The organism is Mycobacterium sp. MAA66 (genome assembly GCF_041261665.1).
GTDB lineage: Bacteria > Actinomycetota > Actinomycetes > Mycobacteriales > Mycobacteriaceae > Mycobacterium.
The window spans coordinates 1-19,214 of record NZ_JBGCCC010000003.1 but is presented as its reverse complement, the minus strand read 5'-3'; the positions used below and the strand labels follow the sequence as shown (position 1 = coordinate 19,214).

The following is a 19,214-nucleotide window of genomic DNA, read 5'->3' as shown; positions in this document are numbered from 1 at the left end:
CGCACGTTTGGATGAGAGTTTCGAACGTCTGTGCGATACCATGTCGGGGTGTCCTTGGCGGTTCAGGGTTCGCTGTTCGACCACGCGCAGCGGCGGCATCTGGGCGCCGGCGCCTGGATCGACATCCGCGCCGGCTGGCTGACCGACGCCGACACGCTGTACGACGAACTGCTGACCAGCATTCCGTGGCGTGCCGAGCAGCGCCAGATGTACGACCGGGTGCTCGACGTGCCGCGGTTGGTGAGCTTTCACGATCTGGTCGCGCAACGGGCACCGCACCCGGCCCTGGCGCGGCTTCGGGTGCGGCTCAACGACACCTATGCCGGCGAGCTGGGAGAGCCGTTCACCAGTGTCGGGCTGTGCCTGTACCGCGACGGGTCGGACAGCGTCGCCTGGCACGGCGACACCATCGGCCGCAGCAGCACCGAGGACACCATGGTCGCGGTGCTGAGCCTGGGTGCGACAAGGGTTTTCGCGCTGCGGCCACGCATGACCGAAGCCGGCGGACCCGAGTCAGGGTCCGCCTCCGTCGGACCTGAGTCACGGTCCGCCTCCGTCGGACGACGCCCCAGCCTGCGACTGCCACAGGTACACGGCGATCTACTGGTCATGGGCGGTTCGTGTCAGCGCACCTGGGAACACTCGGTACCCAAGACCGCCCGCCCGACGGGGCCGCGGATCAGCATCCAGTTCCGTCCGCGCGACGTGCGCTGAGGCTATTTGCCGCGTACCGCGGCCACCGCTTTGGTCAACAGGTCGCGGGCCTTGTCGGTGTTGACGGGCGGCATGGGGGCATTGGGCGTCAGCAGCGGCCTGGCGATGACCTCGACCATGACGTCATCGAAAGTTGCGACGTAGGTATACAACTCACCGATGGCCGGCCGCCCGTTCGCCATGGTGACGAGCATTCGGTGGGTGCCGAGCGTCTTGACCCCGTCGATGTTCGGGGCATCGACCTTTTCGACCGTGCCACGCAATCCGGTACCCGAGAAGGTGAACTTCTTGCAGGCGTCGCCGGGGTCGGCGATGGGCACCGGGGTGGACGTCTCGACCGCCAGCAGGATGAAGCTGTTGCCCTGCCCCTCGGCCGTCATCTCGGTCATGTTGCCCTGCGAATCGGTCGGCAGGTTCATCCCGGTGGAGAACTTGGAGCATTCCGGCGGTTGGTAGGTGAGCCCGCCCGGCAAGGCCTTGTTGGCGAACAACTTCGGGTCGAAGCCGGACTTCTTGATCGTGCTGACGTTGTAGTCCTGCCCGAACTCCGGTCGCAGATCCAGCAGCCGGGAGATGTCGGGAGAACCGGCGGACGAGCATGCGGCCAACAGAGCTACGCATCCGACCGCCAGCGCCTTTTTGAACATTGCCGTCAATCTACCGCGTGCCAGGTCCAGCGCCCCGGATGGCCTGCACCGCCGCGCCGAGCAGTTGGGCCGGCAGCTGCTCCGGCAACGCTGCACCGCCGGCACCCGGATCGGTCACCACTGTCACCGATACCGCCAGGTCATCCAGATAGGCGACGAGAGTACTTGCATGCGAGTGGGTTTCGGTTCCGTTCTCGACGCGGGTGGTGGCGTCAGCGGTAATCGCGAGGGTCTGCGCATCGGAGATCTGCGGCCCCTCTCCCAACGCGACCGAGGCCGTGGTGTGCCCGCCGGTGACGGTCCACGCCGCACAACCGGCACGCAGTTCCGCGGGCGGCGCCGGTGCGCTCGCCGCCAGCGCATACACGATGCCACCCGGTCCGGAAGCGGCCCAGCCGCGCGGACCGGTCTGGGTCCCGACCGTCGCCAGCGCGCCGCATTCAGTCGGATCCGAGACCCAGCCGGGGGCGAAACCCCAGAAGGTGGCCGGCATTGTGGGTTTCGGCAGGATCGCGATCTCGTAGTCGGCGGGCAATCGGGTCCGGACCCGATCGATACCTGCCGGGTCAACCGCATGGGCAGTCGTGGTGGCCGACGGTCCAGGTGGCGCGCCGGACGGTCCGCAGGCAGCGCACAGCAACACCAACCCCGAGCACGCTACGACGCGCATACGGAGTTGATACCCCATCTACCCGCGATCTGTCCGCAGTGCGCGCGGGAAAAGGCGCACGAATCGCTCAGGCACGAGAGAAGGCCGACGCGGCCGCCACCTGATCGGCGCTGGGCCGCACCCCGGTATACCGCTCGAACTGCTCGGCGGCCTGCAGCGCGATGACCTCGGCGCCGGTGATCACCGGGGTCCCGCTCGCCCGGGCGCTGACGATCAACGGCGTCTCCGAGGGCAGCGCGACCACGTCGAACACGGTGTGTGCCTTGGCAATCACCGATTCATCGAACGCCAGGTCAGTGGACTCGGGGCCGCCGGTCATACCGATCGGCGTCACGTTGACCACGATGTCGGCACCACGATCCGGGACCTCGGGGGCGTAGTCATACCCCAGTCGATCGGCCAGCCGGCGGCCCGTCTGCGCATTGCGCGCAACCACGGTGCCGGAACCAAACCCGTTGTCCCGGAACGCTGATGCCACAGCGCTGGCCATGCCGCCGCTCCCCCGGATGAGCACAGTCGCGGACGGGTCGAGCCGATACTCGGCGATCAGCCGGGCCACCGCCACGTAGTCGGTGTTGGAGGCGGTCAGCTGCCCGTCGTCGTTGACGATCGTGTTGACCGAATTGATCGCCAGCGCAGAGGCTTCCATGGTGTCCACCAAGGCGATGACGTCCTCCTTGAACGGCATCGACACCGAACAGCCACGGATGCCCAGGGCCCGCACGCCCCCGATCGCGGCAGCGATATCAGTGGTGGTGAAAGCCTTGTAGATGAAATCCAGGCCCAGCTGCTCGTACAGATAGTTGTGGAACCGGGTGCCGATGTTGCTCGGCCGGGCGGCCAGCGAGATGCACAGCCGAGTGTCCTTGTTCAGCGGCGGGCGCCGCGACTCATTCATCAACCCACCGCCTTGATGACCTGCCTTGCCAGCGAATAGATTTCACGATACTGGTGCTGCGACAACGACAGCTGCCGCGGGGCCGGCACGTCGAACTCGGTGACAATCATGTTGCGGTCGTCGCGTTCCCAGGTCGCACCGTAGTGCTCCAAGATCTTTCGCATCGGCATATTGTCGGACAGCACCCGAGCGGTGAACCGCTCGACACCGGCACCCCGGGCGGCGGGTACTAGGGCGTCCATCAAGAAGGTACCGATGCCGCGCCCCTGATAGTCGTCGCCCACCATGAACGCGATCTCGGCAACCGTCGGATTATCCGGTAGCCGAACGAATCTCGCGTCGGCGACCATCGGTCCGTCGGCGCCGTCGGTAAGTACCCAGACGAAGTGGTCCGCGTAGTCCACCTCGAACAGGTAGGCCATCAGTGCTGGGCTGGGCTGATGCGCCGTCTGGAACCGCCGGTACAGCGTGTCGGTGGAGAACTCGACCGGCCCCCTGCGCACCTGAGGATTGTCACCCGGCAACACCGGCCGCAGGAACATCTGGCTGCGGTCGCGCAGCCGCACCGGCATCGGCGTGATGAACGCCGCCAATCGCTGCCGCGCGGTGCGCACCAACCGCTCCGCCATGCATGGCACGTGGAGCATGACCGTGAGGGCGTCGTGGCCGCCGATCCAGCCGGTCAGTGGTTCGGTGACCAGCACCGTGGCGTTGCGGGTGGCTCCGCGCAGCAGCGCGATCTCGCCGATGATGAAGCCGGCACCGATGTTGTGCACGCTCAGTTCGCCGTCCGGCGCGGCATGGGTGACGCGGACCGCGCCGGAACCGATCAGCGCGAACGACAACGCCGGTTCTCCCTGGGTCATCAGTACCTCACCGGGGGCCGCCGTCAGCGGATGCAGTAGCGGGGCCAGTCCGGCCAAGTCTGCAACCTGGCACCCCGAAAAGAACTCCAGCTGTGCCAGCTCGTCGGCATGCGCCGCAGTCGATTCCGCCACCTCGCCAGGCTACCGGCCGGCAGGGTTCAACGCGTCCGGTTCGGAGCTCTCAGCAAAGGTCCGCGCCCGCCGCGGCCCAGGTCCGACTGACGATCGGGTCGACGAGGCCGGCCCGAAGCGTGTCGGCCCTCACAGCGGTGCTGACCGCATCGAGTCTTTCAGCCGGGACCAGCGCGATCACGCAGCCGCCGAATCCACCACCGGTCATCCGCGCCCCCAGCGCTCCGGCGCGGACGGCACTGTCGGCGATCAGATCGATGTGTCCGGTGGTGATCTGAAAGTCATCACGCATCGATGCCTGGGAGTCGGTGAAGATACGGCCACCCGCGACGAAATCGCCCCGGCCCACCGCCGCGACGAAATCGAGTACCCGTTGATTCTCGGTGATGACATGACGGGCCCGGCGCATGTCGATCGGGTCCGCCACCTCGGCGAGTGCGGTGACGCCGCGGTCCTGGACGTCGCGCAACGTGCTGACGCCCATCGCCGCCGCCGCTCGTTCGCAGGACGCGCGGCGGTCGGCATAGTCTCCGCCGGCGTGCTGGTGCCGGGACCGTGAGTCGATCAACAGCAACGCCACTCCGGTGACCTCCGGATCGAAATCCACTGGCTGAATCCGAGTTTCGGCGAAGTCGATCAATACCGCTTTGCCGGGTTCGCCGAACAGCACCGCGATCTGATCGAGCAAACCCGTTGGAGCACCGACGTACTCGTTCTCGGCACGCTGAGCGACCCGCGCTTGTTCGAGGCGCGCGAGCGGTGCGCCGGCCGCCGCGGCCAGCGCACCGAGGACGGCACACTCCAGCGCTGCCGAGGAGGACAGGCCCGAACCGATCGGTACGTCGCTGCGGATCTGCAGGAAACCACCCGGTACCCGGTAGCCGGTCGAGGTCACCGCCCAGATGACCCCCGCCACGTAGCCGGCCCAACCCGCGATGTCGCCGGGCCGGGTATCGAGCGGAATCTGAACCGGGTCGTCTTCCTGAGCGCTGGCCACGGTGATCCGGCCGGAACCGTCCGGGCTGAACGTGACGACGGTGCGCTGCGGCAGCGCGATCGGCAAGGCAAATCCGAGGTTGTAATCGGTGTGTTCGCCGATCAGATTGATTCGCCCGGGCGCAGCGAAAGCTATTGTACGGTCACTCATTCCGCTACCTGTTGGAGGCGCGTGGCGACGTCCTCGGGCAGCACGTCGCCGATGAACGCATCCATCGCAGACTCCGAGGCGGCCAGGTATTTCAGCTTGTTCGCCGCCCGCCGTGGCGACATCAACTCGATGTGGAAATAGCCTTCCTGCTGCACCCCGCGGCCGTGGTACTGGTGCAATGCCGACATGTAGGGCAGCGGTGTGTCATAGAGTCGGTCGAACCGTTGCAGCACATCGAGATAGACCGCGGTGAGTGCATCGGCCTCGTCGTCAGACAGCTCAACGATGTTGTGCACGAACCGGTTCGGATAGATGTGGACCTCCACCGGCCAGCGGGCGGCGAAGGGCACGAATGCGGTGAAGTGTTCGTTGGCCGCGATGACTCGCCGTCCGTCAGTGCGCTCGGCCGCCAACAGTGCACCGAACAGGTTGGTGTCGTGGGCTTTCCGGTGTTCCCCGGCCTGCTCCAACATCGCCGTCGCGCGGGGGGTGAGGAACGAGTAGCCGTAGATCTGACCATGCGGGTGAGTGAGCGTCACGCCGACGTCCTCGCCGCGGTTCTCGAAGCAGAAAACCTGCTCGATGCCGGGGCGGGCCATCAGGTCGGCGGTGCGATGGCGCCACGCCTCGATCACCAACCTCGCCTGCGGTATCGACAACTGTGCGAACGATCCCTGGTGGTCGCTGGAAAAGCACACCACTTCGCAGCGACCGTGCCCCGGCGCCGTGTCGAACCCGGCGAAACCGGGCCCGGCGGTGGGCAGTTCGAAATCCGGTACCGCCGACATGCCTGGGAAGCGGTTCTCGAATACGACGACGTCATAGTCCGCCGCCGGTACCTCACTGGTCAGCCCAGTGGGTCCCGGGCACAGCGGGCACTGGTCCACCGGGGGTTTGAAGGTGCGGTCCTGGCGCAGGGCGGCGATGACGACCCACTGGCCGGTGGTGTGGTCGAACCGCAGCTGTGACCCACCGGACGTCCGGGCCGGCAACGGCCGTCGATCGGGTACCGGTTCGGGACGGTGCCCGGGCAGCCCGAAGAACCAGATGTCGCGGCCATCGGCGAGTCGCTCCCGCATCGGCACCGTCACGATCCGAACACTAGCCGGACTTCCTGTGCCGACTTCATCGACGTGCACGGGCCACGCTGTTACCGTCTGGACAACGTCAGCGCTGAGGAGGCGACGCGGCAACCATGCTGACCACCACACTGGCCGAAAGCCCTCTGCGACTACACGTCGGGGCACTGGACTACACGCTGGTTGCAATCTATTTCGTGTTCGTGCTGGGCATCGGTTACCTGGCCCGCAGCCAGATCAGCTCGAGCCTGGACTTCTTCCTGTCCGGTCGACGGTTGCCGGCCTGGGTCACCGGCATTGCCTTCGTGTCGGCCAATCTCGGCGCCGTCGAGATCATGGGGATGTCGGCCAACGGCGCCCAGATCGGGCTGCCCACCATGCATTACTACTGGATCGGCGCCGTCCCGGCGATGCTGTTCCTGGGCGTGGTGATGATGCCCTTCTACTACGGGTCCAAGGTCCGAAGCGTGCCGGAGTTCATGCGCCGCCGGTTCGGTCCTGGCGCACATCTGGTGAACGCGGTGAGTTTCGCTGTGGCACAGGTGCTTATCGCGGGAGTCAATCTGTTCCTGCTCGCCACCGTGATCAATGCCCTGCTGGGGTGGACGCACTGGGTGTCACTGCTGACGGCCGCCGCAATCGTGCTGACCTACACCGCTCTCGGCGGATTGTCTGCGGCGATCTACAACGAGGTGCTGCAGTTCTTCGTCATCCTGGCCGCCTTGGTGCCGTTGACGATCTTCGGACTGATCAAGGTCGGCGGGTGGAACGGCTTGAAGGCCAAGGTCATCCACACCGTCAACGCCGACGGGGCCGTGACCGCCACCGTGCAGCAGCAGTTGAACACCTGGCCGGGGCAGGCGCTGAGTGGGTTCAGTAGCCCCGTCTGGTCGGTCATCGGCATCGTCTTCGGCCTGGGTTTCGTGTTGTCGTTCGGCTACTGGACCACCAACTTCGTCGAAGTGCAACGCGCGATGGCATCGAACTCGATGTCGGCGGCGCGCCGCTCCCCCATCATCGGCGCCTTCCCGAAGATGCTGATCCCGTTCGTCGTGGTGGTGCCCGGCATGATCAGCGCCGCGGTGATCGGTGATGTGATACATCTGAAATCGGCTGGCAGCGGGCAGGTCACGTACAACGACGCGATCCTGCTACTGGTGCGCGACGTGCTGCCCAACGGGCTGCTCGGGGTCGCGATCACCGGCCTGATCGCCTCGTTCATGGCCGGCATGGCGGCCAACATCTCGGCGTTCAACACCGTCGTCAGCTACGACATCTGGCAGCAGTACGTGATCAAAGACCGGCCCGATGCCTACTACATCAAGGTGGGCCGTTACGCGACGGTCGTGGCCACCGTCCTGGCGGTGTTCACCGCGGTGATCGCCTCCGGTTATTCCAACCTCATGGACTATCTGCAGACGTTGTTCGGCTTCTTCAACGCGCCGTTGTTCGCGACGTTCATCTTGGGCATGTTCTGGCGGCGGATGACCGCGACCGCCGGATGGGCCGGACTGGTCTCCGGGACCTGTTCTGCGATCACTGTTTTCGCACTGTCCAAGGTTGGCGTGATCAATCTTCCCGGGCAGGGTATGCCGTTCCTCGCCGCAACCGCGGCGTTCGTGGTCGACATCGCCGTGAGCATCGGGGTGAGCCTGGTGACGGCGCCCAAGCCACGCGAAGAGCTGGCCGGGCTGGTCTATTCCGAGACGACGGTGTCACTGCTGCAAGACCCCGCCGACGCTGGAAAGCCCTGGTACCTCAAGCCCGTTCCGCTGGCCGCCGTGATGCTGGTGGTCGTGCTGACACTCGACGTCGTGATGCATTAGGGGTACCGATGGCCAGAAAACTGCTGCACTACCTGTTCGATATCCGCTGCATCATCGGCTCGCTACTCGGCATCTACGGTGCGCTGCTGACCGTGGCCGGGTTCGTGCCTGCGCTGCTGGGTCCACACCGGGATCCGGCAGCGACGGGCAACCGCCTGGACATGTACGTCGGGACCGACGCCAATTGGTGGGTGGGCCTGGTGTTGCTGGGTATCGCGGCCACGTTCTTCATCTGGGCCGTGCTGCGACCGATGCCTGCCGCGGCTACGGACACGTCGGAGTGACGCGCAGCAACGTAACCGAATGCGGTGCAACGGTATTGCCGCCGATCGGCCCGGTGGTGGTGCTGTCGGTGTGTGCCCAGGCGTCACGCACCGAATAGCACTTGGATGGCCCAAGGCCGGCATCGGCTGCGGTGGTGCCGACGTTGACCGGCTTGTCGCCCGCGTTGTACAGCGCTATCGCGACGGCGCCGTCGGACAACGATTTGAGCAGCACCCGCGGCTCGGCCGGCAGCGGATGAGATGGCGCGGCCAGCGGATCCTGGTCGATGGCCAGGACGTCGCGGTTGGTCAGGATGTCGCGGGTCTCCTGGCTCATGCTGCGCACGTCGTTGCCGGCAATCAGGGGCGCCGACAACATGGCCCAGAGCGACAGGTGAGCGCGTTGTTCGTCGGCGGTCAGGTTGGGCTGGCGGGCGGTCACCAGCTGCAGAAGCTGATCGTCGGATGCTGTCGCGTACTGCCGCACCTCATCGGGCGGCGTCCCGATGGTCAGCGCGTTGCGAATCGACTTGAGATGTTTGGCCGCCCAGTCGTCCCAGCCGATGCCGGCGACCAGCATGTCGGCGTCCACCGAGTAGCCGGGCTTGCTGTGCGTCAATGACTTTGCCGCAATGCTGAATTCGTCGGGGATGCCGAGGTAGGTCTGCCATTCGAACGGATCCAGTGGGCCCAGTCGGGGCAGCCGGTCTTTCCAGACCGGAACCAGATCGCTGGTGGCGCGTGCCATGTCGGCGATGCCTGACCAGTCGTAACGCGCACCGGCGGTCAGATCGTCAGAACTGTTCGGGTTGATGCTGTAGACGATGTGCCGACCGGACGCGCGCAGGGCGTCACGCATGGCGGTGAAGACCTGCACCTGGTGCTGGTGGTCTGCCTCGCCGCGGCACCAGTCGTACTTGAGGAAGTCCACTCCCCAGGCCGCATAGTCCTTGGCGTCCTGGGTTTCATGCCCGACCGCCGCCAAGGCCGGTTCGGCGCTGCACCCTTCGTTGAACGGGCTGGCGTACAGGCCCAGCGACATGTCATGGTCGTGGGCGTACTTGGCCAGATCAGCCATGCCGCCCGGGAATTTCGTTGGGTCGGCCTGCAATTCACCGCCCGGCGTGCGCTGCGGGGCCGCCCAGCCGGCATCGAGGTTGACGTAGCGGTATCCGGCATCGCGCAGGCCCGAAGAAACCATGGCGTCGATGACCGCCTTGATGTTGGTTTCGGTCAGTGGCACGCCCGAATTCCATGAGTTCCAGCCCATCGGCGGGCTCGATGACTGCGCCGCGGGTGGCGACTGTGGTTTGGTGCAGCCGGTTTGCAGCAGTGCCGCGCACAGCAGAACCACAACCATTGAGCAGATCCGTCGCATCGGCGTCCTCATCGTCGGGGTGAGCGGGCCAGTCGACAGTAGCGGGGTGGTCGGCAAATGGGCCGCAGGCCAGTTATTGAAAACGATTTTCGACAACACGGGATGGCTGCGGTATCGTCGGCCACGCTTTAATGAAAACCATTTTCAAGAACGAGGTGCGACGTGAAACCCGAAATCCACCCCGACTACCACCCCGTCGTCTTCCAGGACGCCACCACCGGACACATGTTCCTCACCCGATCAACGGCAACAAGCCCACGCACCATCGACTGGCAGACCGCCGAAGGGCTTCGCACGTACCCACTTATCGTCGTCGACGTGACCGCCGACTCGCACCCGGTGTGGACCGGCAAGCGCCAGCTCGTCGACACCGCGGGCCGGGTAGAGAAGTTCAACCGCAAGTACGGGCGATGAACTTGCCACACACCCGCGTATCGCCTTGCCCCGGCGAAACATTCGGTCGCGAGGGGCGGGCCGCTGGTCGACATCGGCCGCGTCCGGGTGGCCCCGTTCGGGGCAACCCGACAACCCAGGCCTGGGACTGGCAGTTGCGAGCGCGGTGCCGGGGACTGCCCGCCGAGGTGTTCTTCACCACCGACGATGACCGAGGCCTGCGCCGGGTCATACACGAGGAGAACGCCAAGCAGGTCTGTCGCGGCTGCCAAGTGATCCACGAATGCCTCAGCCACGCAATGGAAGTCGGTGAGATCTACGGCATCTGGGGTGCAACCACGCCCAAGGAGCGGGTCGCACTGCAACAGACCCGGTCGCCCTGACCTCGACGATTCAGCGCACGGGCGTCGGCAGACATCGACAGGATGCGCAAGCGCCCGAACCGCCGCGGCGCAACGAGCCTCAGCTGCGTGACAAATCACACACAATACCGCTAGCTGGACTAATTAATTTGTCCGTACGGTTGATGACAACACTCAATGACCGCACGGAGGCAACGATGGGATTTGGACCGCCACAGGGCCGGCCGACCGTCAGCGATGACGAGATCGCCGCAATCATGGATCAACCGCAGCGGGTGAGAGCGCTACGAAATGTATTGGACGCCACTGGCGATGCCCTCGACCCGGTGGTCGACCTCTACCGGCCGTACGTCGCCGGCCTGGACAGGCTTCCCCGCGACGGTCGATTTCTGTTGGTCGGCAACCACACCGCGTTCGGATTCGCCGAGACGCTGCTGGTGCCGTTCTACGTCCGCAGAGAACTCGGGGTGCGGGTGCGTCCACTCGCCGAGCGGGCGCTGGCTCAGGTGAAAGGCTTCGGCGGAGACCTGGTAGCCGCCTACGGCGGAGTGGTCGGCCACCCCGATACCGCGCGAGAATTGATGCGGCACAACGAAACCGTGCTGGTTTTCCCGGGCGGCGGCCGCGAGATGCCCAAGTTCAAGGGCGAGGAGTACCAGCTGAAATGGGAAGGCCGTAGCGGGTTCGCCCGGGTTGCCATCGAAAGCGGCTACCCGATAGTGCCGGTCGGCCTGGTGGGCAGCGACGACCTCTACCAAGCACTCACCGAACGGGACAGCGCACTCGGACGACTGAGTCAGGCCATCGGCGAGCGGTTCAGTGGGCGCAGCGACATGGCGATGCCGTTGGTGCGCGGCGTCGGCCCGACGCTGATCCCCCGACCGCAACGTATGTACCTGCAGTTCGGCGAGCCGATCAGCACGACCGCGCCCGCGCGGGCCGACCACGCCAAGTGGGTGGAGACGGTCAAAGGCTCCACCCAGCACGCACTGGAGCAGATCCTGTCCGACCTGCAGCAGGTTCGGGATGGCGATCCGTACCGCAACCTCAACCCGCTGGCATGGACGCGCGCCGCTCAGGCACCTCAAACGATCGACCAGGTGGGCTGACCAGCTGACGCACTACCCCCTATGGCGACAAAGGAGCATCATGAACATGACGGTCGCCGGACTAATTCTGATGATTAGCCCTGTTAATAGGAGGTTGTCATGGCGAACTTCAAAGATCCCACCGATCATTTCCGCACGACCCTGCCCCACACCGGTGAGCACTTCATCGACATCTACAGCTGGCCGGGATTCATCTCCATCGTCCTCGGAGCACTATCTCTGGTAGGTGGCATCGCCGCTGCGGCCTACCACCACGGCGAGTGGGTACCCACCGCGGCGATCGTCGGCATCTGCGCGATCCTCGGCGGTACGGCATGGCTCGTCCTCGAGCACCGACGAGTAGTCCGTATCGAGAACCGTTGGTTCTCAGAGCATCCCGACGACCACAAGCCCGCGTAGCCGCGTTTCTTCATCCTTGTTCGTGGTCCTGCTTCGCGACGTGAATTGGAGACAGCAGCCACATCTAAACGAAAAAACCCGAGCCCTAAACGAGGGTTCGGGTTATCCGACTTTGTGGAGCTAAGGGGAATCGAACCCCTGACCTTCTCGATGCGAACGAGACGCGCTACCAACTGCGCTATAGCCCCTTGTACCGGTAGCACAGGCTACCAGTCCCATCCGGTCTGCCGGAAACCGAGCTACTGTCCGGCCGCCCGAGGCAGGTCGTAGTGCGCCGATGCGGTGGCGTACTCCAGATGCTCGAAGATCGGATCCTCGTCGTCGATGTCGAGCACGGCGGCGCCCGGGCGGCGCAAGCGCGAAGGGACGACGTCGAATTCCTCGTCGTGGGTGCTCTCCACGCCATGCCGGGACCGCATCATGCGCTGGGCCCGCCGGCGGCGCAGCTGCTCCTCGATCCGGGTCTGACGGCGCAGATAGGCGAGGTAGAGCAGAGTGACTGTGCTGATCACGGCGCACAGCCACCACATTGACGTCGACAGGGTGAAGGCCGCGATGCCCGAGAGCAACACCGCCACGCCCATTCCGGAGAGCATGCGGCTGCGGAACCGGTACTTGCGCTCGGCCGCTGCAATGGACGCCTTGGACTCGTAGCGGTTCCGGCGGAGCTGTGCCGTCGACGCGGCCGGCTCGGCCTCACTCTCGGGCGCTTCCACACCTGACGAGTCGTCGACGTATTCATAGTCGTGCTCGGTGCCATCGTCGACGTCTTCGAGCGATTCTTGATCGGCATCCACATCGGCGGTCTCGGCAACAGGCTCGGCCTCAACCGTCTCGTCCATACCGGCCTGGTCAACCGCCTCGGCCGCGAAATCGGCCTCGGAAACCGTCCGGATGGCGGCGGTCGGAGTGGAGATGTTGTCGAATTCCAGTGGCAGCTCGGCCGTTTCGGGCTCATTGTCGGCGGCGAACGATGCGCCGACCGGCAGTGCACCGGAGTCCTCGTCGATCACCTCGACGTCGAGGTACTTCGATTCCTCGGTCACCACGGTCTCGACGACGTCGGCCAGGACCACCGCGCGCTGCGTGTCGGTCTCAGGCGGAGCGACCGGGATCGAGTCCGTCGTCGCCTCCGCGCGCGTCAGCTCGTCATCGAGCTCATCAACGTCGTCGCCGGCGGACTCGTGGCGCCAGTGCGGGTCGCTGTAGTGCCCGGCGGCCGGCCCACTGCGGCGGCGCAGCCTGGAGTTGCCGCTGTTGTTGAGTACACGGGTCGCAAGGGCCACGTCACTCGTCCGGCGGACAGCATCGCGCTTGCTGATCAGCATCGGAACAAGCACGAACAGCCACAAGACGACTAGGGATATCCACAGTAAAGACTGGGGGATGCTTGGCATGTCGCCGGCTCCTTTCCCCTTCAGATTAGGTCTGTGACCAGCGCATCCGAAGCCGACGCGCCAGGGTCAATTACACACCTGTAATTCACTACTTACAAGCACATCAGTCACATATGTCACATCTGCAACACAATCCACATTCCATTTCGGCGTGGCCGGTCACGCTGAGCGTGACGCAGCGCGGAAATGAGCTCAGACCCAGCTGGCGCGACCGGCCCTCACCAGCGCAGATGCCGCCGAACCCTGCAATTCTTCGACAGTGAGCGCCACCAGCAGATGATCGCGCCACGCCCCGTCGACTTCCAGGTACCGACACAGCAGGCCCTCCTCGCGGAAGCCTCCTTTGGCCAGCACCGCCCGGCTGGCCCCATTTTCCGGCCGCACCGTGGCCTCGATCCGGTGCAGCCCGACTGCCCCGAAGCCATGATCGACACCCAACGCCAAAGCCGCGGTCGCGATGCCGCCACCATTGAAGCTCTTGCTCACCCAGTAGCCGATCCACGCAGATCGCAATGCCCCGTGCGCCACATTGCCAATGGTCAACTGCCCACAGAATTCGCCGTCGAGCTCGATCGCATACGGCAGCATGCGCCCCCGTCGCGCCTCGGCCCGCAAGCCCGAGCAGATCGACGGCCACGACGAAATCGCATGGCGCGCAGGCCAATCCACTTCGGTGACCGGCTCCCACGGCTCCAGGTGGTCACGCTCGGCCAGCCTGATCCGGCTCCACACCGCACCGTCACGCAGCCGCACCGGGCGCAATCGCACCACGCCGGCACGCACCCGGAGCGGACCGACCGACAGCGGCCACCCGGGATGAATCGAATTCGAACGCAGCAAGTTCACCGCTCAGCCGCGCTGCGCGAGAAAAGCCACGTCGACCGTTTCGCCGGTGCGGATCTGCTCGGCCTCGGTTGGCACGATCACCAAGCAGTTCGCTTCGGCCAGCGTGGCCAGCAGGTGCGACGCGCCGGGCGCCCCGCCGAGCGCCTGCACCAGATACTCACCGGTGTCCTGGTCCCGCATCAGCTGTCCGCGCAGGTAGCCCTTGCGTCCGACCACCGAGGAAATCGGCGACAACGTACGGGCGGGTACCACCCGCCGCAACGGCTGACGCTTGCCCAGCGACATCCGGATCAGCGGACGAACCATCACCTCGAACACCACCAGGGCGCTGACCGGGTTGGCAGGCAGCAGGAACACCGGCACACCGTCGCGGCCCAACTGCCCGAAACCCTGCACCGAGCCGGGGTGCATCGCGATCCGGGCGACCTCCATCTCCCCCAGGCTCGAGAGCACCTCACGCACGCCCTCCGCGGCTGCGCCACCCACTGCGCCGGCGATCACCACGATCTCCGATCGGCTCAGTTGGCCTTCGATCACGTCGCGCAAGGTCACGGGATCGGAATCGACGATGCCGATCCGATTGACCTCTGCACCGGCGTCCCGACCGGCGGCAGCCAGTGCATACGAGTTGACGTCATAAACCTGGCCGTTGCCCGGGGTACGTGAAATGTCGACCAGCTCACCGCCGACAGAGATCACCGTCAACCGCGGCCGCGGATGCACCAGCACCCGCTCGCGCCCGACCGCCGCCAACAGGCCGACCTGCGCCGGCCCGATGATGGTGCCGGCCCGCACCGCAACGTCACCGGGTTGCACGTCGTCACCGGTCCGCCGGACGTAAGCCCCCGACCGCACCCCACGCATGACCCGGACGCGGGAATCGCCGCCGTCGGTCCATCGCAACGGCAGCACCGCGTCGGCCAGGGTTGGCATCGGCGCACCCGTCTGGACCCGGGCCGCCTGTCGCGGCTGCAACCTGGTCGGGGTGCGGTCACCCGCCGAGATCACCGAGATGACCGGAAGACTGATTTCACCGGAGCCGTCGCCGCTCGAGTCCGCGCCCGTGACATCGACACTGCGCACCGCGTAGCCGTCGATGGCGGCCTGGTCAAAACCCGGCAGCGGGCGTTCGGTGACCACCTCTTCGGCACACATCAGGCCCTGGGCTTCGGCAATCGCGACACGCACGGGCCGGGGAGCCACCGCCGCAGCCGCTACCCGAGCCTGCTGCTCCTCAACCGAACGCACCGCTTGCCTTTCTGCAATATCCGAGCCGACCCTACTGACTACGGGCTACTGCTCAGCGCTCGGTCAGGGGCGAGCGAAGCGACTGAGACTTAGCGTGGAGGGCGAGCGAAGCGACCGGGAATCAGCCCAGACCCAATCGCTCGACCAACCACCGCCGCAACTCCGGCCCGTAATCGTCGCGCTCCAACGCAAAGTCAACCGCAGCCTTGAGGTAGCCGCCGGGATTTCCCAGGTCGTGTCGGGAACCGCGGTGTACCACGACGTGCACCGGATGGCCCTCAGCAATCAGCAGCGCAATGGCATCGGTCAGCTGAATCTCGCCGCCCACCCCGCGGTCGACCCGGCGAAGCGCATCGAAGATAGCCCGGTCAAGCACATAGCGACCGGCCGCGGCGTACAGCGACGGCGCATCCTCGGCCTTGGGCTTCTCGACCATGCCCTTGACTTTCAGCACATTCGGGTTTGCGGCGTCGGGTACCACCTCGACGTCGAACACGCCGTAGGCGCTGATCTCCTCCCGCGGCACCTCGAAGGCGCACAGCACACTGCCGCCGCGCTTGGCCCGCACCTTCGACATGGTCTCCAGCACGCCGGTCGGCAGTACCAGGTCGTCGGGCAACAGCACCGCAATGGCATCTTCGTCAGGCGCCAGCACCGGTTCGACGCAACCGATCGCGTGTCCCAGGCCCAGCGGCTCGTGCTGCACCACCGACTCGACCTTGATCAATGCTGGTGCCCGGCGGACCTTCGCCAGCATCACATGCTTGCCGCGAGCCTCAAGGGTGCCCTCCAAGATGAGGTCCTCGACGAAGTGGGCGACGACGCCGTCTTTGCCCTCGGAGGTGACGATCACCAGCCGCTCACCGCCGGCTTCGGCCGCCTCAGCGGCGACCAATTCGATGCCCGGTGTGTCCACGACCGGCAGCAACTCTTTGGGCACTGTCTTGGTGGCAGGCAGGAACCGGGTGCCGAGACCGGCGGCGGGAACCACTGCGGTACGCGGAATCGACACGTGAGCCTGAGTCGTCATTGTTCAAACGATAACGGCAACGAACGATAGATCTGTCACAAGGTGCAATATTTACCGGAACGCCGCAGCGAACTATCGGAAGGGACAGATTGAAGTCTGACACCCCGGAGGACGACAAGGTGGTCAGATGGATGGACTGACCCCGGAAAATTCAAAAGACGAGGTACGCGCGGCCGTAATTAGACGCCGCCGAGCAATCTCGGCCAACGAACATCAATCCGAGGCTTTCGATATACAACGGCATTTGTTGGAGATCGGACGACTTGGCGAAGGCCAGGCAATCACGACCGTGTGCGCATACCTGCCGATCGGCACCGAACCCGGTTCGCAGGCCATGCTCGACGCGCTGCTCACCCTCGGACTACGGGTTTTGTTGCCGGTAACCCGCGCCGAACAGCCCCTGTTTTGGGGCGACTACCGCCCCGACGCGCTGGTCGACGCCGCATTCGGACTACGAGAACCGGCGGCGCCCCATCTGGAGCCCGCTGCGATCCGCCTCGCCCAGGTGGTCTTGATCCCGGCGCTCGCTGTCGACCGGTCCGGAGTCAGGCTCGGTCGCGGCGCGGGCTTCTACGACCGCTCGCTACACCTCGCCGCACCCGATGCGCGACTGGTCGCGGTGGTGCGCGACGAAGAACTGGTCCCACACCTGCCCTCGGAGGCGCATGACGTGCCGATGACGCACGCCCTCACGCCGGGCGCCGGGCTGGTCGTGCTCGGCTCTTAGTCGGAACTGTCCGAACCGCAGGTGCAGTCGGAGCCACAGTTACAGTTCTCGCAGGTGCAGTTGGGGTTGTCGCAGCCGGACGCTGCCGCATCGCTACTCATGCATATGATGCTAGTTCGCCGGCCTCCCTGACATCGGCCTTTGCTGGGCACAGGGAATGTCCCGGCTCATTTGGCAGTTCTAGCACTTGACCAGGTAGAGTGCCAACAAGTTTGCCCATCCCCGGAGGTTTTCGTGCCGACCTATTCGTATGCGTGTACCGAGTGCGACAACCGGTTCGACGCGGTACAGGCATTCAGCGACGATGCGTTGACCGAGTGCCCGAAGTGCTCTGGCCGGCTACGCAAGCTGTTCGGCTCGGTCGGAGTGGTCTTCAAGGGCAGCGGGTTCTACCGGACCGACAGCCGCGACGCGAAGAGTGCGAGCACCGCCGCCGCGCCGGCCAAGAGTGAATCGAGCAGTTCGTCCTCGAGCAGCTCGTCCGACTCGTCTTCGTCTACTTCTTCGTCTTCTTCGTCGACCTCGTCAGCGCCCGCGGCCAGCACCGCCGGCTAGCGACGTTATCCACAGGCCGAGTCGCACGACCCGAGCTTTTGACGACTCCCATGTCTAGTTTTGACGCATGGGGGATTCCCTTGACGCATCACTGCTGAGCCGCCTACGCCACGGGTGGCGCCCCGACTGGAGCCGGACAGTCCTGGCCCGCCGAATTGCGGCCGGCGCGCTGGTGGTTCTGGCCGCTGTCGCGGCGCTGCGCCCTGACCCTTCGGCCCGGCAAGCCCCCGTAGTCGTCGCAACCCATGATCTCGCCCCTGGCGTCGAGCTGACCGCCGACGACGTTGCCCTCGAATCACGTTCCGCCACAACGATTCCCGAAGGTTCGACGACAACCGTCGACTCGCTTGTCGGTGCAATCCTGGCCGGGCCGGCCCGACGCGGCGAGGTACTGACGGATGTCCGGGTCCTCGGCCCAAGACTGGCGCGCGCCACCGCGGGACCGGAGGCGCGCATCGTGCCACTACACCTGGCCGACGCCGCGCTGCTGGACCTGCTGCGCCCGGGCGACGTGGTCGACGTGCTGGCTGGCGCCGACAACTCGGTCGACCAGACCGCACAACGACCCGAGGTAATAGCCACCGATGCCCACGTCATCCTGGTCTCGGAGCGGTTGAAGGCACCGACCAACAGAGCCGATCGCGTGGTACTGGTGGCACTGCCCCGACACACCGCGAACACCGTCGCCGGCGCCGCACTGTCACGCAGCATCACGCTGACCCTGCACTGATGAAAACCCGATAGCTGGGCGCACGCCAGGCAAAGACATATCGAATCCGTCAACGGCTTGTATCGCTTCCGCGTACGGGTGCTTCCGGCCGTCGCGAACCGAGGCCGAGCGCTCTACGGTTCAACCGAAGGTATGCCTAGATCAGGGAGGAACGCATGCTCAAAGGATTCAAGGAATTCCTCGCCCAGGGGAACATCGTCGACCTGTCGGTCGCCGTGGTCATCGGCGCCGCATTCACGACGCTCGTCAAAGCCTTCACCGACGGCGTCGTCCAGCCGTTGATCGCCAGCATCGGTGCCGGCGGAAACAAGCAATACGGCGTTCTGCGCATTCACGTTCTCGGCAACAACTACGTCGACTTCAACGCCGTATTGAGCGGGGCCATCAATTTCGTCCTGGTCGCGGCGGTGGTCTATTTCGTGATCGTCCTGCCGTACAGCAGGGTTCGTGCGAAGAAGGAGGACGCGGTGAAGCAGGAGGTCGCACTGCTGACCCAGATCCGCGATCTGCTCGACAAGAAATAGTCTCGACAAAAACAGCCCCCGACTTTCGCCGGGGGCTGTTTTTGTTGTTCGTTTTCTAATTCATGTTCCAGGGTTCGCCGTAGGTGGTGACCGAGTCGCCGGCTTTGGAGATCAGGCGGGCGAACGGACGCAGCAGCACACCACCGGCCGCACCGGTCACAGTGCCGTGGGCGTTCGACACCGCCACCGCACCATTGGGACCGGACACATCCACCGAGAAGGTGGCCACTTCCTGGATACCCGGACCGTTACCGAGGTCAGCAGAGATCGACAC

At 65.4% G+C, this 19,214-nt stretch carries 24 protein-coding genes and 1 tRNA gene; 12 read left to right on the top strand and 13 right to left on the bottom strand.

Annotation, left to right across the window (positions count from 1 at the left end; genetic code table 11):
* Positions 1 to 48 precede the first annotated feature (48 nt).
* On the top strand, positions 49 to 714 hold the full coding sequence (locus tag ABIA30_RS12305; RefSeq protein WP_370065608.1) for an alpha-ketoglutarate-dependent dioxygenase AlkB: 666 nt from the start codon (positions 49 to 51) through the stop codon (positions 712 to 714).
* A 2-nt stretch (positions 715 to 716) separates the two neighbouring features.
* Here the strand turns inward: ABIA30_RS12305 and ABIA30_RS12300 are convergent, their stop codons facing one another.
* The 6 genes from ABIA30_RS12300 to galT form a co-directional block, all read right to left on the bottom strand.
* Complete coding sequence (locus ABIA30_RS12300) at positions 717 to 1,361, bottom strand: DUF5642 family protein (RefSeq protein WP_370065606.1); 645 nt, start codon at positions 1,359 to 1,361, stop codon at positions 717 to 719.
* Between the two features lie 10 nt (positions 1,362 to 1,371).
* Entirely contained in the window at positions 1,372 to 2,031 is a 660-nt protein-coding gene (locus ABIA30_RS12295) for a DUF5642 family protein (RefSeq protein ID WP_370065604.1), read from the bottom strand.
* Positions 2,032 to 2,098: 67 nt separating this feature from the next.
* Positions 2,099 to 2,929 (bottom strand): shikimate 5-dehydrogenase, encoded by an 831-nt coding sequence (locus ABIA30_RS12290; RefSeq protein WP_370065602.1) that lies wholly within the window; start codon positions 2,927 to 2,929, stop codon positions 2,099 to 2,101.
* The gene (locus ABIA30_RS12285) at positions 2,929 to 3,927 is read right to left on the bottom strand and encodes a GNAT family N-acetyltransferase (RefSeq protein WP_370065600.1); all 999 of its coding nucleotides are present in this window, start codon (positions 3,925 to 3,927) and stop codon (positions 2,929 to 2,931) included. The genes ABIA30_RS12290 and ABIA30_RS12285 overlap by 1 nt, the downstream gene beginning before the upstream one ends.
* 49 nt (positions 3,928 to 3,976) lie before the next feature.
* Entirely contained in the window at positions 3,977 to 5,074 is a 1,098-nt protein-coding gene (locus ABIA30_RS12280) for a galactokinase (protein ID WP_370065598.1), read from the bottom strand.
* Complete coding sequence (gene galT / locus ABIA30_RS12275; RefSeq protein WP_370066294.1) at positions 5,071 to 6,153, bottom strand: galactose-1-phosphate uridylyltransferase; 1,083 nt, start codon at positions 6,151 to 6,153, stop codon at positions 5,071 to 5,073. Before galT ends, ABIA30_RS12280 begins: the two co-directional genes overlap by 4 nt.
* A gap of 116 nt (positions 6,154 to 6,269) precedes the next feature.
* Here galT and ABIA30_RS12270 point away from each other — a divergent pair, with 116 nt between their 5' ends.
* On the top strand, positions 6,270 to 7,979 hold the full coding sequence (locus tag ABIA30_RS12270) for a sodium:solute symporter family protein (protein WP_370065596.1): 1,710 nt from the start codon (positions 6,270 to 6,272) through the stop codon (positions 7,977 to 7,979).
* A gap of 8 nt (positions 7,980 to 7,987) precedes the next feature.
* On the top strand, positions 7,988 to 8,263 hold the full coding sequence (locus ABIA30_RS12265; RefSeq protein ID WP_370065594.1) for a hypothetical protein: 276 nt from the start codon (positions 7,988 to 7,990) through the stop codon (positions 8,261 to 8,263).
* Here ABIA30_RS12265 and ABIA30_RS12260 read toward each other — a convergent pair.
* The gene (locus tag ABIA30_RS12260; protein ID WP_370065592.1) at positions 8,244 to 9,485 is read right to left on the bottom strand and encodes a glycoside hydrolase family 27 protein; all 1,242 of its coding nucleotides are present in this window, start codon (positions 9,483 to 9,485) and stop codon (positions 8,244 to 8,246) included. The two genes, ABIA30_RS12265 and ABIA30_RS12260, sit on opposite strands and share 20 nt — an antisense overlap.
* On the opposite strand from ABIA30_RS12260, the gene ABIA30_RS12255 reads away from it, so the two are divergent.
* The 5 genes from ABIA30_RS12255 (at position 9,451) to usfY (ending at position 11,883) form a co-directional block, all read left to right on the top strand.
* Entirely contained in the window at positions 9,451 to 9,786 is a 336-nt protein-coding gene (locus ABIA30_RS12255; protein WP_370065590.1) for a hypothetical protein, read from the top strand. The two genes, ABIA30_RS12260 and ABIA30_RS12255, sit on opposite strands and share 35 nt — an antisense overlap.
* A complete protein-coding gene (locus ABIA30_RS12250; protein WP_370065587.1) occupies positions 9,783 to 10,034 on the top strand; it encodes a type B 50S ribosomal protein L31 in 252 nt (83 codons plus the stop codon). Before ABIA30_RS12255 ends, ABIA30_RS12250 begins: the two co-directional genes overlap by 4 nt.
* The gene (locus ABIA30_RS12245; RefSeq protein WP_370065585.1) at positions 10,031 to 10,396 is read left to right on the top strand and encodes a WhiB family transcriptional regulator; all 366 of its coding nucleotides are present in this window, start codon (positions 10,031 to 10,033) and stop codon (positions 10,394 to 10,396) included. The genes ABIA30_RS12250 and ABIA30_RS12245 overlap by 4 nt, the downstream gene beginning before the upstream one ends.
* Positions 10,397 to 10,572: 176 nt before the next feature.
* Positions 10,573 to 11,484, top strand: coding sequence for a lysophospholipid acyltransferase family protein (locus ABIA30_RS12240; RefSeq protein ID WP_370065583.1), 912 nt, complete (start codon positions 10,573 to 10,575; stop codon positions 11,482 to 11,484).
* Between the two features lie 99 nt (positions 11,485 to 11,583).
* A complete protein-coding gene (usfY, locus tag ABIA30_RS12235; protein WP_370065581.1) occupies positions 11,584 to 11,883 on the top strand; it encodes a protein UsfY in 300 nt (99 codons plus the stop codon).
* A gap of 115 nt (positions 11,884 to 11,998) precedes the next feature.
* Here the strand turns inward: usfY and ABIA30_RS12230 are convergent.
* From ABIA30_RS12230 to ABIA30_RS12210, 5 genes are all read right to left on the bottom strand, one after another.
* A tRNA-Ala gene (locus ABIA30_RS12230) sits at positions 11,999 to 12,071 on the bottom strand.
* A 51-nt stretch (positions 12,072 to 12,122) separates the two neighbouring features.
* Positions 12,123 to 13,280: a gephyrin-like molybdotransferase receptor GlpR gene (gene glpR, locus ABIA30_RS12225; protein WP_370065579.1), complete on the bottom strand. Its 1,158-nt coding sequence runs from the start codon at positions 13,278 to 13,280 to the stop codon at positions 12,123 to 12,125.
* A gap of 192 nt (positions 13,281 to 13,472) precedes the next feature.
* Entirely contained in the window at positions 13,473 to 14,126 is a 654-nt protein-coding gene (locus ABIA30_RS12220) for a GNAT family N-acetyltransferase (RefSeq protein WP_370065577.1), read from the bottom strand.
* A 3-nt stretch (positions 14,127 to 14,129) separates the two neighbouring features.
* Entirely contained in the window at positions 14,130 to 15,374 is a 1,245-nt protein-coding gene (gene glp / locus ABIA30_RS12215) for a gephyrin-like molybdotransferase Glp (protein WP_370065575.1), read from the bottom strand.
* A 121-nt stretch (positions 15,375 to 15,495) separates the two neighbouring features.
* Positions 15,496 to 16,404: a UTP--glucose-1-phosphate uridylyltransferase gene (locus ABIA30_RS12210; RefSeq protein WP_370065573.1), complete on the bottom strand. Its 909-nt coding sequence runs from the start codon at positions 16,402 to 16,404 to the stop codon at positions 15,496 to 15,498.
* 127 nt (positions 16,405 to 16,531) lie between these two features.
* Between ABIA30_RS12210 and ABIA30_RS12205 the strand changes: the two genes are divergently transcribed.
* From ABIA30_RS12205 to mscL, 4 genes are all read left to right on the top strand, one after another.
* Entirely contained in the window at positions 16,532 to 17,131 is a 600-nt protein-coding gene (locus tag ABIA30_RS12205) for a 5-formyltetrahydrofolate cyclo-ligase (protein WP_370065571.1), read from the top strand.
* 234 nt (positions 17,132 to 17,365) lie between these two features.
* Positions 17,366 to 17,686: an FmdB family zinc ribbon protein gene (locus ABIA30_RS12200; RefSeq protein ID WP_370065569.1), complete on the top strand. Its 321-nt coding sequence runs from the start codon at positions 17,366 to 17,368 to the stop codon at positions 17,684 to 17,686.
* 67 nt (positions 17,687 to 17,753) lie between these two features.
* Positions 17,754 to 18,416 carry an SAF domain-containing protein gene (locus tag ABIA30_RS12195; protein ID WP_370065567.1) on the top strand — a complete coding sequence of 221 codons (663 nt, stop codon included), beginning with the start codon at positions 17,754 to 17,756 and terminating at the stop codon, positions 18,414 to 18,416.
* A gap of 155 nt (positions 18,417 to 18,571) precedes the next feature.
* On the top strand, positions 18,572 to 18,940 hold the full coding sequence (mscL, locus tag ABIA30_RS12190) for a large-conductance mechanosensitive channel protein MscL (RefSeq protein WP_370065564.1): 369 nt from the start codon (positions 18,572 to 18,574) through the stop codon (positions 18,938 to 18,940).
* Between the two features lie 55 nt (positions 18,941 to 18,995).
* Here mscL and ABIA30_RS12185 read toward each other — a convergent pair.
* A partial coding sequence (locus tag ABIA30_RS12185) for an MspA family porin (protein WP_370065562.1) occupies positions 18,996 to 19,214 on the bottom strand: 219 nt, incomplete at its 5' end.

Coding starts and splice junctions, on each gene's coding strand:
- ABIA30_RS12300 (WP_370065606.1), bottom strand. CDS start 1,361: ATGTTCAAAAAGGCGCTGGCGGTCGGATGCGTAGCTCTGTTGGCCGCA.
- ABIA30_RS12295 (WP_370065604.1), bottom strand. CDS start 2,031: ATGCGCGTCGTAGCGTGCTCGGGGTTGGTGTTGCTGTGCGCTGCCTGC.
- ABIA30_RS12290 (WP_370065602.1), bottom strand. CDS start 2,929: ATGAATGAGTCGCGGCGCCCGCCGCTGAACAAGGACACTCGGCTGTGC.
- ABIA30_RS12280 (WP_370065598.1), bottom strand. CDS start 5,074: ATGAGTGACCGTACAATAGCTTTCGCTGCGCCCGGGCGAATCAATCTG.
- galT (WP_370066294.1), bottom strand. CDS start 6,153: ATGCGGGAGCGACTCGCCGATGGCCGCGACATCTGGTTCTTCGGGCTG.
- ABIA30_RS12270 (WP_370065596.1), top strand. CDS start 6,270: ATGCTGACCACCACACTGGCCGAAAGCCCTCTGCGACTACACGTCGGG.
- ABIA30_RS12265 (WP_370065594.1), top strand. CDS start 7,988: ATGGCCAGAAAACTGCTGCACTACCTGTTCGATATCCGCTGCATCATC.
- ABIA30_RS12255 (WP_370065590.1), top strand. CDS start 9,451: ATGACCGCCTTGATGTTGGTTTCGGTCAGTGGCACGCCCGAATTCCAT.
- ABIA30_RS12245 (WP_370065585.1), top strand. CDS start 10,031: ATGAACTTGCCACACACCCGCGTATCGCCTTGCCCCGGCGAAACATTC.
- ABIA30_RS12240 (WP_370065583.1), top strand. CDS start 10,573: ATGGGATTTGGACCGCCACAGGGCCGGCCGACCGTCAGCGATGACGAG.
- usfY (WP_370065581.1), top strand. CDS start 11,584: ATGGCGAACTTCAAAGATCCCACCGATCATTTCCGCACGACCCTGCCC.
- glpR (WP_370065579.1), bottom strand. CDS start 13,280: ATGCCAAGCATCCCCCAGTCTTTACTGTGGATATCCCTAGTCGTCTTG.
- ABIA30_RS12210 (WP_370065573.1), bottom strand. CDS start 16,404: ATGACGACTCAGGCTCACGTGTCGATTCCGCGTACCGCAGTGGTTCCC.
- ABIA30_RS12205 (WP_370065571.1), top strand. CDS start 16,532: ATGGATGGACTGACCCCGGAAAATTCAAAAGACGAGGTACGCGCGGCC.
- ABIA30_RS12195 (WP_370065567.1), top strand. CDS start 17,754: ATGGGGGATTCCCTTGACGCATCACTGCTGAGCCGCCTACGCCACGGG.
- mscL (WP_370065564.1), top strand. CDS start 18,572: ATGCTCAAAGGATTCAAGGAATTCCTCGCCCAGGGGAACATCGTCGAC.